General features: G+C 33.5%; 12 protein-coding genes. All 12 read left to right on the top strand.

All coding sequences use genetic code 11. The features are described from left to right. The first annotated feature begins 117 nt into the window (after positions 1-117). Genes Q4Q35_RS19250 through Q4Q35_RS19195 form a run of 12 tightly spaced genes read left to right on the top strand, consistent with a single transcriptional unit; the run spans position 118 to position 17,332 of the window. Positions 118-2,382, top strand: coding sequence for a GH92 family glycosyl hydrolase (locus Q4Q35_RS19250; RefSeq protein ID WP_303279658.1), 2,265 nt, complete (start codon positions 118-120; stop codon positions 2,380-2,382). Further along, positions 2,383-4,260: a sodium:solute symporter family protein gene (locus Q4Q35_RS19245; RefSeq protein ID WP_303279657.1), complete on the top strand. Its 1,878-nt coding sequence runs from the start codon at positions 2,383-2,385 to the stop codon at positions 4,258-4,260. An 8-nt stretch (positions 4,261-4,268) separates the two neighbouring features. Beyond that, positions 4,269-4,457, top strand: coding sequence for a hypothetical protein (locus tag Q4Q35_RS19240; protein WP_303279656.1), 189 nt, complete (start codon positions 4,269-4,271; stop codon positions 4,455-4,457). A gap of 14 nt (positions 4,458-4,471) precedes the next feature. Next, positions 4,472-5,437: a glycoside hydrolase family 130 protein gene (locus Q4Q35_RS19235; RefSeq protein ID WP_303279655.1), complete on the top strand. Its 966-nt coding sequence runs from the start codon at positions 4,472-4,474 to the stop codon at positions 5,435-5,437. Positions 5,438-5,446: 9 nt separating this feature from the next. Next, positions 5,447-6,517, top strand: coding sequence for a carbohydrate-binding family 9-like protein (locus Q4Q35_RS19230; protein ID WP_303279654.1), 1,071 nt, complete (start codon positions 5,447-5,449; stop codon positions 6,515-6,517). Positions 6,518-6,524: 7 nt separating this feature from the next. Then, positions 6,525-7,634 (top strand): family 10 glycosylhydrolase, encoded by a 1,110-nt coding sequence (locus Q4Q35_RS19225; RefSeq protein WP_303279653.1) that lies wholly within the window; start codon positions 6,525-6,527, stop codon positions 7,632-7,634. 6 nt (positions 7,635-7,640) lie between these two features. Then, the gene (locus tag Q4Q35_RS19220; protein ID WP_303279652.1) at positions 7,641-8,651 is read left to right on the top strand and encodes an isoaspartyl peptidase/L-asparaginase family protein; all 1,011 of its coding nucleotides are present in this window, start codon (positions 7,641-7,643) and stop codon (positions 8,649-8,651) included. 20 nt (positions 8,652-8,671) lie between these two features. Beyond that, positions 8,672-10,915, top strand: a complete 2,244-nt coding sequence (locus tag Q4Q35_RS19215; protein ID WP_303279651.1) for a GH92 family glycosyl hydrolase — start codon at positions 8,672-8,674, stop codon at positions 10,913-10,915. Positions 10,916-10,924: 9 nt separating this feature from the next. Beyond that, positions 10,925-12,532 (top strand): sulfatase family protein, encoded by a 1,608-nt coding sequence (locus Q4Q35_RS19210; protein ID WP_303279650.1) that lies wholly within the window; start codon positions 10,925-10,927, stop codon positions 12,530-12,532. A 22-nt stretch (positions 12,533-12,554) separates the two neighbouring features. Beyond that, on the top strand, positions 12,555-13,619 hold the full coding sequence (locus Q4Q35_RS19205; protein WP_303279649.1) for an alpha-L-fucosidase: 1,065 nt from the start codon (positions 12,555-12,557) through the stop codon (positions 13,617-13,619). Positions 13,620-13,648: 29 nt separating this feature from the next. Next, positions 13,649-15,781: a hypothetical protein gene (locus Q4Q35_RS19200; RefSeq protein WP_303279648.1), complete on the top strand. Its 2,133-nt coding sequence runs from the start codon at positions 13,649-13,651 to the stop codon at positions 15,779-15,781. 39 nt (positions 15,782-15,820) lie between these two features. Further along, on the top strand, positions 15,821-17,332 hold the full coding sequence (locus Q4Q35_RS19195; protein ID WP_303279647.1) for a sulfatase family protein: 1,512 nt from the start codon (positions 15,821-15,823) through the stop codon (positions 17,330-17,332). Positions 17,333-17,335: the final 3 nt, after the last annotated feature.

Here is a 17,335-nt window from a genome sequence, read left to right as displayed (position 1 = left end):
CTGACTTGCCGTGTTATCCGTCTAATATAATTTTTTAAAAATTAAAAATTACAAATATTTATGTTGTAATAGATTTTTATAATTTATCAGTAATAACTAACTATAAATATTTTATCTGTGAAGAGCGTACATGTATTATTTGCACTAATATTATTAATGTCATTTCATTCTTGTAAAAAAGAAAAAAGCGATATTCCAATCAAAACACCCCCTTTTGTTTACTATGTCAATCCATTTATAGGAACGGGTGGTCATGGGCATACCTATCCTGGTGCAACAGTGCCCTTTGGAATGTTACAGGTGAGCCCCGATAATGGCATTTCAGATTGGGATTGGTGTTCGGGATACCACTACTCAGATTCCATCACCATTGGTTTTAGTCATTTACATTTAAGTGGTACAGGTATTGGCGATTTAGCAGATATTCGATTGATGCCTATAAATAAAAAAATAGATTTATCAATTCCTATAAACTCTCGCGACGATGTTCCTTACAAATCGTCTTATTCTCATGCTAATGAAACAGCAAGTGCGGGTTACTATAGTGTGTTTTTAAAAGACCATAATATAAAAGCTGAATTAACTTCTAGCTTACGAACAGCCTATCATAAATATACCTATGCTAAAGGCGATGAACAATCGGTCGTTATCGATTTAGGATTTAAAATCAATTGGGATAAGCCTACAGATACTAAAATTTCTATTATAGATAACTATACTATTTCTGGTTATAGACACAGTACAGGTTGGGCGAAAAATCAAAAAGTATTTTTTGTGGCGAAATTTTCTAAACCTATAAACAACTATGAACTGGTTCAAGATGAAAATTACATAACTGAGATAAATAATGTTATTGGTGAAAAAACATACGCGCAATTATTTTTTAATTCAGAAGCTAAAGAAGAATTATTAGTTAAAGTAGCGGTGTCTTCTGTAAGTGAAGAAAATGCGCTTTTGAATTTATCAGATAAAGAGATTGATTTTGAAAATATTAAAAGTGAAGCCAACGCTGTTTGGGAAGAGAATTTATCAAAAATCACAGTTGAAACAGATAATGACAATTTAAAAACCATATTCTACACTGCTTTATATCATACACAAATAGCGCCAGTTACTTTTAGTGATGTCAATGGTGAATTCAGAAAAGAAAATGATAGTATTGAAAAAGCTTCAAATTATACGGCATATTCAACATTATCACTATGGGATACGTTTAGAGCAGAACATCCTTTGTTAACAATTACTTCACAAGATAAAGTAGCAGATATCATAAACTCCATGTTAGCTTATTTTGAAGTTAAAAATATATTACCTGTATGGACTTTGTATGGTAATGAAACGAATACCATGACAGGATATCATTCTATTCCAGTTATAGCAGAAGCATTTAAAAAAGGTATTAAAGGTTTTGATGCCGAAAAAGCATATGAAGCCATGAAGACTACCATGATGCAAGACGAACGCGGATTAAATCATTACAAAAAATATGGTTATGTGCCACATGATTTGTTAGATGAATCGGTTACTATAACTTTAGAATATGCTTATAACGATTGGTGTGTAGCTATGATGGCTAAAGCTCTTGGGAAAGATGCCGATTACAATTATTTTATAAAGAGGTCTGAAGCGTATAAACATTTATTTGATCCAGAAACAGGATTTATGAGAGGGAAAAATAAAGCAGGAAATGCCTGGAAAACACCTTTTGATCCTAAATATTCAGCACATAGAGTTCATGCCGAATATACAGAAGGCAATGCGTGGCAACATAGTTGGTTTGTATTACACGACACCAAAAACTTAATTGAAATGCACGGCGGCGAAGAAGCATTTACCAGTAAGCTAGAGCAATTATTTACAGAATCTTCTGAAATTACAGGAGAAAATGTTTCGGCAGATATATCTGGTTTAGTGGGGCAATATGCGCATGGAAACGAACCAAGCCACCATATTGCTTATATGTTCAATTTTGCAAATAAACCTTGGAAAACACAATATTGGGTTCATGAAATATTAAAAACGCAATACGATGCCACTCCAGAAGGATTAAGTGGGAATGAAGATTGTGGGCAAATGTCTGCGTGGTATGTATTTAGTTCTATAGGTTTATATCCTTTTAGCCCAGCTTCAGGAAATTATCAAATAGGAAGTCCTTTATTTAAAAAAACCACAATCAATGTGTCAGAAAACAAATCTTTTGTAATAAAGGCTGAAAACGTTTCAGAAGACCATATCTATATTCAATCCGCTAAATTAAATGGAAAACCATTTAATAAAACCGTAATCACTCATAAACAGTTATTGGAAGGTGGAACTTTAGAATTTGTAATGGGAACTACACCAAATAAAAATTGGGGAATCACAAAAAACACTCAAAATTAAATGGATATTATTGATGCTTTAATAATAATATTGTACATCGTTTTGACACTTGGCGTTGGTGTCTGGGTGTCTAAAAGAGCTTCTAAAGGGTTAAATTCTTATTTCCTTGGAGGAAAAACAATTAAATGGTACTATCTAGGATTAAGTAATGGGTCTGGAATGTTCGATGTTTCTGGAACAGCGTGGATGGTTGGGATATTATTTTTGTATGGAGCTAAAAGCTTTATGTTTATGTGGCTCTGGCCTGTTTGGAATCAGATTTTCATCATGATCTTTTTAGCGGCTTGGATTAGGCGTTCAAACATTATGACTGGTTCCGAATGGATTTTAACACGTTTTGGAGATGATAAAGCCGGTAGAGCCTCACATCTTATAGTCGCTATTTTTGCTGTAGTAGCAGCTATAGGCTGGATTGCTTACTTTTTTGAAGGTGTTGGAAAGTTTATGACCGTAATCCTTCCATGGGATTTGTCACTTGTTCTTAATAACAGTATACTGCTAACATCCGATCAAAGTTATGCTTTGCTAATAATTTTAGTAACAACTATTTATACCATTAAGGGAGGTATGTTTTCGGTAGTAGCTACAGAAGTATTACAATATGGTATTATGGTGATTGCAGGAGTTTTAATTGCAATTTATGCGTTTGTTGCGGTAACAGATGTTGAAATAAATAATGTTATTTCTGCAGAATGGACTAATATTTTCTTTAGTAACGAACTCAAAGGTTCATGGACGGGAAAGTACGAAGCATTTAATAATCTAATAGATACTCAGGGTTATAAAATGTTTGGAGCACTTATAGGAATGTCTCTTTTTAAAGGATTTTTTGCAAGTATTGCAGGTCCGACACCTGGCTTTGATATGCAACGTATTCTATCTACCAGAACGGTAAAAGAAGCGGCCTATATGAGTGGATTTACAAACTTGATTTTATTCATTCCAAGATATTTGCTTATTGGAGGCATTGTGGTTCTTGGATTGGTACTTTTAGCACCACAAATGGCAGCGTCTAATCAATTAAGTTTAGGAGATTTAGAAATTATTTTACCTAAAATTATTAATTTTCATGTGCCAGTAGGAATAAAAGGCTTATTGCTTGCAGGGCTTTTGGCGGCATTTATGTCTACGTTTTCAGCCTTTGTAAATTCGGCCCCTGCATATATAGTAAATGATATTTATAAAAAATATTATAAGCCAAAAGCTTTAGAAAAACATTATATAAAAATAAGCCATATAGCGTCTTTTTTAATAGTTGTTTTAGGGGTTACTATGGGATTCTTTGCAGAGTCTATTAATTCATTAACACTTTGGATTACAAGTGCGCTTTACGGCGGGTACGTAGCTGCTAACTTTTTAAAATGGATATGGTGGCGTTTTAACGGTTGGGGGTATTTCTGGGGTATGACTTCAGGGTTAATTATTGCGACATTACAATTTTTACTCGATCAGAATAAAGCAAATTTTGATATAGATTCTAATTTGTTTTATTTAGCACAAATACCTGCTATTTACATTTTTCCTGTTATTTTTATAGTATCTCTTTTAGGCTCATTTTTAGGTACATTACTTACCCCAGCAACAGATATGAATACTTTAAAAAAGTTTTATACTAATGTGAGACCTTGGGGTTGGTGGCATCCTGTTTATAAAGCATTAAAAAAAGAAGATAAAGACTTTACTAAAAATAAAGACTTTATAAGTGATATGTTAAATTGTATCATTGGAATTATTTGGCAATCAAGTATGATTTTATTGCCAATATTTTTTATGATAAGAGATTACCCTAAAACTTTAATGACATTAAGTGTATTTGTTATAACCTCAATCGTTTTAAAGTACACCTGGTTAGATAAAGTTAGAAAATATAAAAATTAATACTGATTATGAATTCAATTACAAAGCAAAATAGGTTGAACTGTATGCTTGGTATTATTTGGCAATCAAGCATGATTTTATTACCAATATTTTTTATGATGAAAGATTTTTATAAAGCTCTAATGGCACTAAGTGTATTTATTATAACATCAATCATTTTAAAATATACCTGGTTAGATAAAACAAAATATATATAAAATTAATACAGAATATGAATTCAATTCCATGGCAAGATAAGCCGGAAAATTGTAAAGACGTTATGTGGCGTTACCATGCTAACCCCATAATAGATAGATATGCCATACCGTCATCCAATAGTGTTTTTAATAGTGCAGTCGTTCCCTATAAAGATGGTTTTGCAGGTGTTTTTAGATGCGATAATAAAGCAGTACAAATGAATATTTTTGCTGGCTTTAGCAAAGATGGCATCCATTGGGATATAAATCACGACCCAATAAAAATGAAAGCTGGAAACACCCAAATGATCGATTCCGATTATAAATACGACCCACGTGTTGTTTTTATAGAAGATAGGTACTGGATTACCTGGTGTAATGGATATCATGGACCAACAATAGGTATTGGGTACACCTTTGATTTTAAAGAGTTTTTTCAATGCGAAAATGCATTTTTGCCTTTTAATAGAAACGGTGTATTATTTCCTCAAAAAATAAACGGTAAATACGCTATGTTAAGCAGGCCAAGTGATAATGGGCATACCGCATTTGGTGATATATACATAAGCTATAGCCCAGATATGAAGTATTGGGGAGAACATCGATGTGTTATGAAAGCAACCAAATTTGAAGATAGTGCTTGGCAATGTACAAAAGTTGGTGCAGGACCAATTCCTATACTTACTAAAGAAGGATGGCTTATGATATATCATGGTGTAATAAACACGTGCAATGGGTTTCGATATACTATGGGTGCGGCTATTTTAGATGAAAATGAACCCGATAAAGTTAAATATAGAACACAACCTTATTTGTTAGGACCTGCCGAAATATATGAGCAAGTTGGAGACGTACCCAATGTAGTGTTTCCATGTGCAGCTTTACACGATATAGAACAAGATAAATTAGCAGTCTATTATGGTGCTGCAGATACAGTTGTCGCTCTGGCATTTGGAAGAATTAGTGAAATCATTAAATTTACTAAAGACAATAGTTTATAATATAGATGTATGCATTTAAAAGTTAAATTCTTAGCCTTATTATTTGGGAGTATTTCCTTAACCAATTGTGCGCAATCGAGTAAAGAAATAATACCAAAAAACTATATAGCATACAAAACATCTGAAAAAATTAAAATTGATGGTGATGATATAGATGATGCATGGCGTAAAGCAGATTGGTCAGATTCTTTTATCGATATAGAAGGAGAAAAACAGCCTAAATATAAAACACAGGTAAAAATGTTATGGGACGACACCTATTTCTATATATTGGCGAAAATGGAAGAACCCCATGTGTGGGCGAGTTTAAAGAAAAGAGATACCATTATTTTTTATAATAATGATTTTGAGGTTTTTATAGATCCAGATGGAGATACCCATAATTATTACGAATTGGAAATAAATGCTTTAAACACCGCCTGGGATTTGTTTATAACAAAACCATACAGAAATGAGAATGCGGTTTTAAATGATTGGAATATAACAGGCTTAAAGTCGGCAGTAAAAGTAAACGGAACACTTAATAACCCAAACGATATAGATGCAGGATGGGTTCTAGAAATGGCCATACCATGGGCAGCTTATAAAACCGGATATTTTCAGAAAAATGTGCCAACAGATAAATTTTGGAGAGTTAATTTTTCCAGAGTGAATTGGGATTTTCAAGTTACAGATGGAACGTACGAAAGAAAGAGAGACGAAAAAGGTAAACTTTTGCATGAGTATAATTGGGTGTGGTCTCCATTAGGAGTTATTAATATGCATGAACCAGAAAAATGGGGATATGTTTACTTTTCCTCAACACAAGTTGGAGAATTAGATAGTTTTGCCATTCCCAAAGACGAAAAAATAAAGTGGGAATTGTATAAGATGTACCGAGTTCAAAATGCACATTATAAAAAACATGGCAGTTATTTTACCTCGATAGATAGTTTAACAAACACACCTATTAAAGTTCATGGAAAAGAGCTAAAACCAATACTTGAAAACCATAGTACAGGATGGAATTTATCAGTTAGAAGTCCTTACACAAATAAATTATTGATTGTTAAAGAAAATGGAAAATTTATATCAAAATAAATTAAATATGAACGTACTAAGAATAACATTTTTTTGCATTTTACTTAGTATGGTATCATGCAATACCAAAGAAAAAGTTAAAGAAGAAATAACCGAAACTAAAGAAACAACAGAGCAAGAGTCAAAATTCAAATATTGGAACTGGATGACTGTTGGGAACAAAAAATCTGATTCTGCTTATACGGTACATTTCAATAAATTAAAAAGTAACGGCATAGATGCCGTTTTAATGAATACAGGAGCAGACCCTAAACTGTTAAACCGATTAACACCATTAGCTAAAGCGGCAGGGTTAGAAGTACATGCATGGATGTTTACCACTAACAGACCAGGAGACTCCATAGCCCTACAACATCCAGATTGGTATATGGTGAGCAGAAGTGGAAAGTCGTGTTTTGATGAGCGCCCTTATGTGAATTATTATCAGTGGTTATCCCCAAGCCATCCAGATGCTAGAAAACATATTTTAAGTCTAGTTGAAGGTTTAGCTAAAGTAGAAGGAGTTAGTAGTGTACATTTAGATTACATCCGCTACCCAGATGTGTATTTACCTATAGGATTACTTCCTAAATATGATTTAAAACAAGAAGAAGAATTACCAGATTTTGATTTCGATTATTCTGATGCCAGTGTAGAAAAGTTTATAAAGCTACACCATAAAGACCCTAGAGAAATGAAAAACCCAGCTATAGATATAGAATGGAAAAATTTTCGTTTAAACGAAATAAAATCTTTGGTAGACGAGGCATATACTATAGTTCATAAACATAATAAGAAATTAAGTGCAGCTGTTTTTCCATATCCAGAAATGGCAGACCATATGGTACGTCAACGTTGGGATAAATGGAGTATAGATATGGTATTACCTATGATTTATTATAATTTTTATAATGAAGAATTGGATTGGATCGGGTACGCAACACAACAAGGTGTAAAAGATTTAGAAGGCAAGCAAGTAGAACTGCACACCGGTTTGTATACACCTAAGTTAACCCCAATAGGTTTAAAATCGGCCATACAATTAGCAAAAGATAATGGCGCTTCCGGAGTAGCGTTTTTTGATGATTATACGCTTACTGATAAGCAGTTTGAAATTATAAAAAATTCAAAAGAGTAAAAATACATGTCAAGTAGAAGAGATTTTATAAAAAAAGCTACTATAGGAACTATCGGTATAAGTACCGTTTTAAATTGCGGTAAATCAGCTGAAGAAAAACATAGTGGCGTGGCAAGTGTGAAAACACAAAAAAAGCCTATAATAATTTCTACTTGGAGACACGGTCTAGCAGCTAATGAAGAAGCATGGAAACAACTAAAAAGTAAAAAACCAGCATTAGATGCCATTGTATCTGGTGTAGGAATTTCGGAAGCAGATCCCAACGTACAAAGTGTAGGCTATGGCGGACTGCCCGATAGAGAGGGAAAAGTAACCCTAGATGCCTGTATTATGGATCATAACAGTGACTGTGGTTCAGTATCCTTTTTACAAGGCATAAAACATCCCATAGCAGTAGCAAAAAAAGTATTGGAAAATACGCCCCATGTAATGCTATCTGGTAAAGGCGCATTACAATTTGCGTTATCAGAAGGTTTTAAAGAAGAGAATTTGCTCACGGAAAAGTCAAAAGAAAGATGGAAAAAATGGCTGGAAAATTCGAAATATAAACCAGTAATAAATATAGAGAACCACGATACAATTAGTATGTTGGCCCTTGATGAAGCAGGTAATTTATCCGGTGGCTGTACAACAAGTGGAGCAGCATGGAAAATGCATGGTAGAGTAGGAGATTCGCCTATTATTGGTGCCGGTCTGTTTTTAGATAATGATGTAGGAGCTGCCGCCGCTACAGGTTTAGGAGAAGCAGTTATAAGAACATCGGGAAGCGCTATGGTTGTCGAATTAATGCGTCAAGGAAAAACACCCTTTGAAGCCTGTAAGGAGATCGTGGAACGCATTTATAACAAGCATAAAAACCATAAAGATATGGAATACCTACAAGTTGGATTTATAGCTATTAATAAGCAAGGCGAACATGCAGGCTATAGCATAAGACCCGGATTTAATTATGCTGTATATGATACTATAGAAGGGAACAGAATGGAATCTGCAGCATCTAAAATGGTGAAAGAATAATAATAAAAATAAAAAATCGAATGTATAAAGTAGTCCTTTTGTTACTTTTTGTTTTTTGCAATGTTACAGGTGTAGCATCGCAAGATGTAGCTAATTATGTAAACCCTTTTATAGGAACTTCAAATTTTGGAGCAACATATCCAGGACCTGTAGCGCCCAGAGGAATGGCAAGTATAGCACCCTTTAATGTAGCAGGCAAGCAAAACATAATGGAAAAAGATAGTATGTGGCTTTCTAATCCGTACGTGCATGAAAACACATTTTTAACAGGTTTTAGTCAAGTAAACCTCAGTGGAGTGGGCTGCCCAGATTTAGGTGTTATTTTAGTTATGCCGACTACAGGTAAAGTAGAAACGAACCATTTAAAATACGGATCAACATATTCCGATGAAGTAGCTAAAGCAGGCTATTACAGCAATACATTAGACAAGTACAATATCAAAACCGAATTTACAACATCAAAACGAGTTGGAGTTAGTAAGTTCACATTTCCAGAAGGACAATCCAATATACTATTAAACTTAGGTTTAGGGCTTACCAATGAAGAAGGTGCTATGGTTAAAATAATATCTTCTACAGAAATTGAAGGTATGCGTAGCGTTGGGTCATTCTGTTATAACAATCCAGAATCGGCATATCCAGTTTACTTTGTAGCTAAATTTTCAAAACCAGCAGACAAGTTTGGTGTTTGGAAAAAACCGCGTTTGTATGAAGGTGCAGAAGCTGAATGGATGACCTATAATGGAAAAACCCGTATCATGGATAACGCCACCAAAATGGTTGTAGGCGATAGTATAGGCACTTATTTTACCTATAATTTCTCAAAACAAGAAACCGTTGAGGTGAAAATAGGAGTCTCCTATGTTAGCATTGAAAATGCGAGAGAAAATTTAGAAGAAGAAACGTCCGATAAGTCATTTGAAACCATTTATAAAGAAACATTTAACGAATGGAATCAATTACTTTCAAAAATAAAAGTAGAAGGCGGATCAGAAGAAGATAAAATTAACTTTTATACAGCGCTATACCACACATTAATTCATCCAAATACTTTAAATGATTTTAATGGTGAATATCCAGAAATTAAAACAGGTAAAATAAGCAACACGACAGGCACACGATACACCGTTTTTTCATTATGGGACACCTATAGAAATTTACATCAATTAATGTCTTTGGTATACCCACAACAACAGTCAAACATGATAAAAAGCATGTTGGCTATGTATGATGAAAATGGTTGGTTGCCCAAATGGGAATTAAATTCAACCGAGACGTTTACCATGGTTGGAGATCCGGCAAGTATAGTTATTACAGATACCTATTTAAAAGGTATTCAAGATTTTGATGTTGAAAAGGCCTATGGGGCGATGCTGAAAAGCGCCAATCAAATAGAAAACAACCCATTGCGACCGGGGCTAAAAGATTATATAGAAAAAGGTTATTTAACTACAAGCTCAGTAGGATCAGTTTCTACAACTCAAGAATATAATGCTGCAGATTATTCCATTGCCATGTTAGCAAAAGCATTGGGGAAAACCGAAGATTATAAAACATTTAAAAAGCGGTCACTTTCATATAAAAAACTATTCGATAAGAATTATAATCTACTAAGGCCTAGAAATCCAGATGGTACTTTTTACGAACCTTTTAACCCTTTAGCAGGAGCAAATTTCACTAAAAGTGTAGGATATATAGAAGGTAATGCCTGGCAATATGCATTTATGATACCTCACGATATAAAAGGACTTAAGAAATTAATGGGAGGAGATGAAAATTTCGTCAACCAATTACAGAAAGTGTTTGATGACAATCAATTTGATATGGCGAACGAACCAGATATTGCTTACCCATTTTGGTTTAACTATGTAAAAGGTGAAGCATGGAGAAGCCAAAAAACAGTAAGACATCTGGCCAATCAATATTTTAAAAATAAACCCAAAGGATTACCTGGAAATGATGATACAGGAACTATGTCGGCATGGTTAGTATATTCTATGATGGGTATTTATCCCGCATCACTAGGAGATAACAAATACCAAATTACCAGCCCAGTATATGATAAAATAGAAGTCAGTTTAGACTCTAAATACTATCCAGGAAAAACATTTACAGTAATGACTAAAAATAACTCTAAAGAAAACATCTATATACAATCCATTAAACTTAACGGGCATTCATTAAAACGTTACTGGATCACCCACGAAGAGATTGTAAATGGAGGCGTTTTAGAGTTAGAAATGGGGCCTAATCCTAAAAAATAAAATAAACAGATGAAAATAAAATTAAAGCAAATTAGTTTTTTATTGTGTTTAGTTCTTGCAATGGTAAGTTGCAAAAAAGCAAAAGAAACAAAAGAAGAAAAGCCAAAGCGACCAAACATCGTTTTCATCATGAGTGATGATCATGCGTATCAAGCCATCAGTGCTTATGGGCATAAATTAAATAACACACCCAATATTGATAGAATAGCAAACGAAGGTGCTATTTTTAATAGAGGCTTTGTAACAAATTCTATCTGCGCACCTAGTAGAGCCGTTATGCTTACAGGTAAACATAGCCATATAAATGGAAAGGTAGATAATATAGACCCTTTTAATTGGGATCAAGATAACTTTGCAAAAGCCCTACAAAAATCAGGTTACCAAACAGCGCTAGTTGGAAAAATTCATTTAAAAGGTTTACCACAAGGGTTTAATTATTCCAATGTACTTCCAGGGCAAGGACAATATTATGCGCCAGACTTTATTGAGAATGGTGTAAAAAAGAAATACCCAGGATACGTAACACAAGTAACTACAGATATTGCCTTAGATTGGTTAAATAATAAAAGAGATAAAGAGAAGCCTTTCCTATTGTTATACCACCAAAAAGCACCACACAGGACTTGGATGCCAGAAGAAAAATATTTAGACTCGTTCGCAAATAAAACATTTGACCCACCAGCGAATTTTTTTGATACCTATGAAGGGAGACCAGCTGCAGCTAAACATGAAATGGGTATTTACAAAGACATGGATTTAGTGTACGATTTGAAGATGTTAGATAAAGAAGGAGATATAAAAACAAAATATAGAAATGCTTTTCAAGGACAGTATAATAGAATGGATGAGAAGCAAAAAGCAGCTTGGGATGCACATTACGATCCTATTATTGAAGATTTCAAATCTAAAAAATTAGAAGGAAAAGACTTGGCTCTGTGGAAGTATAACAGATACATGAAAGACTACTTAAGAACCATTCAGTCGGTTGATGATGGTGTTGGTGAAGTTTTAGATTATTTAAAAGAAAATGGACTTGAAGAAAACACGATAGTTGTATATACCTCAGATCAAGGATTTTATTTAGGAGAACATGGTTGGTTTGATAAGCGATTTATGTACGAAGAATCGTTTAGAACCCCTTTATTAATTAAATATCCTAAAGAAATTAAAGCTGGTACAGTAATTGATGATTTGGTACAAAATTTAGATTTTGCACCCACATTTTTAGATTATGCCGGAGTAGATATTGATGAGAGTATTCAAGGAGAATCTTTTAGAAAACTAGTAAATGGAGAAGCTAGTGAGTGGCGGGATGCTATTTACTATACCTATTACGAATTTCCAGGAGAACATCATGTAAAACGTCACTATGGAGTTAGAACAGATCGTTATAAATTAATTCATTTTTATTATGATATTGATTTATGGGAATTATACGATTTAGAAAAAGATCCTTCCGAAATGACAAACGTTTATAATGATCCATCTTATGCAAAAGTTAAGGAAGATATGCATAAGCATTTGGAAGCCATGAGAACTAAATATGGCGATAATGATGAACTTAATGCATATCATTTAGAACAATATTTGAAAGCAAAAGCAAAGAAAAAAAACTAAAGACCAATTAAAATATAACAAAATGAAGAAGCTATATGTAACGTTTTTTATGCTGCTATTAGTTATAATATCTGGGTATGCCCAGGTAAAAATTAATTATCTGGAAGAATCTGAGGCCGATTTTAGCCAAAGAATGGCATGGTTTAATGATGCAAAATATGGCATGTTTATCCATTTTGGTTTATATAGTCAATTGGGTGGTATATACAAAGGGAATGATGAAGGTAGATATGCAGAATGGATTCAAGGAAACCAAGATATACCAACAGAAGAATACGCTAAATTAATGGATACTTGGAATCCTAAAAATTTTGATGCTAATAAGATTGTGAAATTAGCAAAAAAAGCTGGTATGAAGTATTTGGTGGTTACCACAAAACACCATGAAGGTTTTTGCTTATGGAATTCAGAATATACAGATTTTGATATTGCAAAAACGCCTATGAAAGGGCGCGATTTTATAAAAGAATTAGCTGATGCCTGTAAAAAAGAAGGGATTCACTTTGGTACTTATTATAGCATTATAGATTGGCATCACCCATCTCAACATGTAACTATTGATACTGAAACCTCTAAAAGGAATTGGGGACAACCAAAAATGAAGGAAGGTAAAAAACAAGAGTATGTTCAATATATGAAGAATCAAATTAAGGAATTAATAGAAAACTATGATACTGAAATATTGTGGTTTGATGGCGATTGGACAGACTGGTGGACACTTGAAGATGGTAATGATTTGTATCAATACATAAGGGAACTTAAACCTGAAATTATTATCAATAATAGAGTTTCAAAGCGTAAAATATTCAAAAAAGATTTTGGGACACCCGAACAATTTCATCCAGATTCTACATTAAAACATTATTGGGAAGCCTGTTATACCATGAACGATTCTTGGGGTTTTAAAATAAAAGATAAAGATTGGAAACGTGCCGAAGAGGTTTATGAAAAACTAAAAGACATTCATGGGAAGGGCGGTAATTTTTTACTAAATGTTGGTCCAGATGGCGATGGCAAAATTCCAAAAGAATCTGCAAAAATTTTAAAGGAAGTAGGTGAAATGTTGAAAAATGATAGAAAGAACTAATTGAAATCGCCCTATTTTATAAAATAAAAATGAAAAAAATAGTCTTAATATTATCCGTGTTTTTTATTCTATTTGTATTGACATCTTTACAAGAGAAGGTAAAGATATCATTTGAAAACACCAAAGATCAAATTCAGTATGAATATGTTAAGTCTGAATTGACTTTTTTTCTAAACGATACAGTTTTGAGCAACGCTAGCAATAGCAAAATCAATCATATTGCATTTAAATTTAGATTGAAACCGAATTTTGAAGAAGCGACTTTTAGTATTGATTCAAAATTAAGTAAAGGTGTTTTAAATGTAGAATTGTCTGGAAAAACTCCGTCAGATGTACTTTATGCGGCTTATACACTTCTTGAAAAAGGCGGGTATCTTTTTGACATCACTGGTCCAGTTTTACCTAAGCAATTTAATTGGGAACCGCTAAAGAATTATAAGGATAAAATTATTCCAGCTATTAAAAAAAGAGGGATAAGACAGCACATTAACTTTCCGATGGACATTTCTGCATGGCCTTTAGAAACTGCAAAAGAATACATCCAAAACCTTGCTAGGATGCGATTTAATGCTATAACTTTTCATAGTTATCCTGGCCAGTGGTATGAAGTGGTTAGAAAAGACACAACAGAGTATGCAGGGCATTATTTTTATGGTGACGAATATGCTATTCCTGATCAAAAAGATATAAAAGCTATTGTAGGCAATAAGAAATACTTTTGCATTCCCGAAATAGAACCTTTTTATGAAGACAAAGCGGTAAAAAGTAAGAAGTCCATTGAATGGCTTCAAAAAGTTATTTTGGAAGCAAAAAAAACAGGAATGTTCGTTCAATTTTCTTTTGAACCAAGAGATACTAGTCCTAGTGTTTCTAAAACCGTAGAAACAACCAAAGCCATCTTAAAAGACTACCCAATGATTGATGCCTTAGAATTGATCACAGAGGAATCTGGAGGCTGGGGGCCACGCACAACTAAGGAACAAACTAAAAAAACGATTGCTGAACATTTTGGAGAGGCATCCTTGAATGATAGCATCGTGATGAAACCTGTAGTAGATAATCAATCGGATCTTGCATACATTTACGGACAGGTCGGTCACTCTATTAAAGTAATAAATTATTTAAAAGAAAATAAAGTAGTACCGAAGGATTTTCCTTTAAAATTAGGCATTTATGTTGTAATCTCAGAATATGCAACTCCCGCTTATTATTTGGCTCGAAAATTTGCTCCTGAAACTGAAGTAGCGATTCTGTCGGAACATCATAGTTTAAATGTACAAAATAATATCCCCAATATTATTAAAAACACGAATGATTGGGATAAATCAATGGTGTATTCTTGGATTGAGTTAGACGGTATGATGTTTATTCAACAAAACGCAATTTCAGGGATTAGAGGCATAGTAGATCAAGCTGTAAAAAACTCAACCGATTATCGTGGGAATGCTATTTTGTTCAATCACTGGAGAACTGCGGAGAATAAAATCTCCGCACGATATTCGGCTATTTCAAGTTTATATGGGGCTGTAGACCCAGAAGTTTTTTATAAGGATTATGCAAAAACAAATGGGATAGTTAGCGAAACAGACTTTGCAATAGCCATGAAAAAATTAAGTGAAGCAGATTCAATATCAATAAAAAACGTAAGTAGTTTTGCTTTTTGTTGGAAAGGACGTTGGAAAAGAGGAGGACCGTTAAGCGCATATCCAATCGAAAAATCGCAAAAAGTTAGACATGCATACGAAGATGTTTTATTACAACTTAAATCGTGTACTCAAGAAACAAAAAATAAAAATGGTCGTTCCATATTAGCTTTATTGGATAATCGTATTCGAACAACAATCATCTACATTAAAGCCTTTGAAAAGGGGCGTGAACTAAAACAATTTGATACTAATAACACACTTACTGAAGAAAATAGAATAAAGTATGTTGGAATATGCAACGAAATGTTAGCACTTTTTGAGCAATATACTCATTTGTATGCACAAATAAATCCAGATAGAGGGTGTGTTGGTAATTTATTAAGCTTGTGGAATGGCCCAGTAAATGGCGTTAAAGTACTTCGACAAAAATTTGGAGGTATACCATATAAAGAACCTATTCCTTTTGGAACAGTCGTTGATGAGCCACCGCTTCCCATAATTAATGGGGATAAATAAAACTCAAAAATTAAAACTGAAATTAAAAAAAATATAAAAATGCAAAACACAGTTAAAATCTTATCCTTATTAAGTATTATTCTGTTAATTGGTTGTAAAACCGCACCTAAAAAGGAAACAAAAAAGCCAAACATACTTTTCCTTTTTACAGACGACCAAAGAGGGGGGACTATTGGAGTTATGCATAAAAATAATGTAAAAACGCCAAATATGGACAAGTTGGTTCAAAACGGCACATCATTTACAAACTCCTATATTTTAGGAGCCACAACAGCGGCGGTTTGTTCACCAAGTAGAGCTATGTTAATGACGGGACGTCACTATTTTAATATAGAACCTAATGTATATGCGCAATTTGCATTTCCAAAAGAAGAAAAAGGAAAAAGCGATTTATTAACGTTTCCAGAATATTTTAAAGCAAATGGTTATGAGACTTTTGCGACAGGAAAACAACATAATGGTAACATCTGGTTGGAAAGAGGTTTTAAACAAATTAAGTCGGTCTTTTTAGGAGGAATGACTACTCATTTTGGAACCAAAGTAAAAGATTATACACCAGAAACAGGTTGGTCGAAAGCCTATCAAAATAAAGAAAAATTTAGTAGCGAAGTATTCGCAGATGCTGCAGTTAACTTTTTAGATACTTATAAAAAAGAAGAGCCATTTTTAATGTATGTCGCTTTTACTGCACCACATGATCCACGTACAGCACCACAAGAATTTCATGATATGTACCCACATGAAAATATCGTATTGCCAGATAATTTCATGCCAGAACATCCTTTTGAAATCGCAGACGATAAAATTAGAGATGAAGTATTAGCACCGTTCCCAAGAACAGAAGCTATAGTAAAAAAAGAAATCTCCGATTACTATGCCATGATTACGGCAACCGATGCACAGATAGGACGTATTTTAAAAGCCTTAGAAGCCTCTGGTCAAGCAGAAAACACAATAATAGTTTTTGCAGGCGATAATGGGTTAGCATTAGGACAGCATGGGTTATTAGGAAAACAAAATGTATACGAACATAGTGTAAACGTACCATTAGTTTTTTGTGGACCAAATATTCCTAAAAATGTAAATAACGATGCCTTAGCATATTTGCATGATGTATTTCCAACATTATGTGGTTTAACAGGATTAGAAATTCCAAAATCTATAGAAACCAAAGATTTAACACCAGTTTTAAAAGGAGAAAAACAAGACGTAAGATCTAGTATGTTCTATGCCTACAATTCTTGGCCTGGAGATTTATTAAATAAGAACCAAAAACATAATCCAGGAGGAGGTCATAGAGCTGTACGTAAAGGAGATTTTAAACTTATTGTTAGCGCTAAACACGATGCGTTTACCTATCAATTATTTAACGTAGAAAAAGACCCTTGGGAACTTAATAATTTGGTAGATGATGAAGCTTTTAAAGATGTTAAGAAAGATCTGCTAAATGAGCTGCAAAAACTTATTAAAGAAGTTGGAGATCCAGCACAATTAGATAAAAAGGAGTTTGGGCTTTTTGATAATCTTGAAGCTTTTAATTTTAAAAAATAATAT

The sequence above is a fragment of the Flavivirga aquimarina genome (assembly GCF_030540835.1).
GTDB lineage: Bacteria > Bacteroidota > Bacteroidia > Flavobacteriales > Flavobacteriaceae > Flavivirga > Flavivirga aquimarina.
Note: the sequence above shows the minus strand (reverse complement) of the source record. Positions and strands in the feature narration are given on the sequence as shown.

Bases quoted from the DNA above. Each gene is read 5' to 3' on its own strand.
- Q4Q35_RS19210 (WP_303279650.1), top strand. From the start codon at position 10,925: ATGAAAATAAAATTAAAGCAAATTAGTTTTTTATTGTGTTTAGTTCTT.
- Q4Q35_RS19220 (WP_303279652.1), top strand. From the start codon at position 7,641: ATGTCAAGTAGAAGAGATTTTATAAAAAAAGCTACTATAGGAACTATC.
- Q4Q35_RS19245 (WP_303279657.1), top strand. From the start codon at position 2,383: ATGGATATTATTGATGCTTTAATAATAATATTGTACATCGTTTTGACA.
- Q4Q35_RS19225 (WP_303279653.1), top strand. From the start codon at position 6,525: ATGAACGTACTAAGAATAACATTTTTTTGCATTTTACTTAGTATGGTA.
- Q4Q35_RS19200 (WP_303279648.1), top strand. From the start codon at position 13,649: ATGAAAAAAATAGTCTTAATATTATCCGTGTTTTTTATTCTATTTGTA.
- Q4Q35_RS19235 (WP_303279655.1), top strand. From the start codon at position 4,472: ATGAATTCAATTCCATGGCAAGATAAGCCGGAAAATTGTAAAGACGTT.
- Q4Q35_RS19205 (WP_303279649.1), top strand. From the start codon at position 12,555: ATGAAGAAGCTATATGTAACGTTTTTTATGCTGCTATTAGTTATAATA.
- Q4Q35_RS19240 (WP_303279656.1), top strand. From the start codon at position 4,269: ATGAATTCAATTACAAAGCAAAATAGGTTGAACTGTATGCTTGGTATT.
- Q4Q35_RS19215 (WP_303279651.1), top strand. From the start codon at position 8,672: ATGTATAAAGTAGTCCTTTTGTTACTTTTTGTTTTTTGCAATGTTACA.
- Q4Q35_RS19230 (WP_303279654.1), top strand. From the start codon at position 5,447: ATGCATTTAAAAGTTAAATTCTTAGCCTTATTATTTGGGAGTATTTCC.
- Q4Q35_RS19195 (WP_303279647.1), top strand. From the start codon at position 15,821: ATGCAAAACACAGTTAAAATCTTATCCTTATTAAGTATTATTCTGTTA.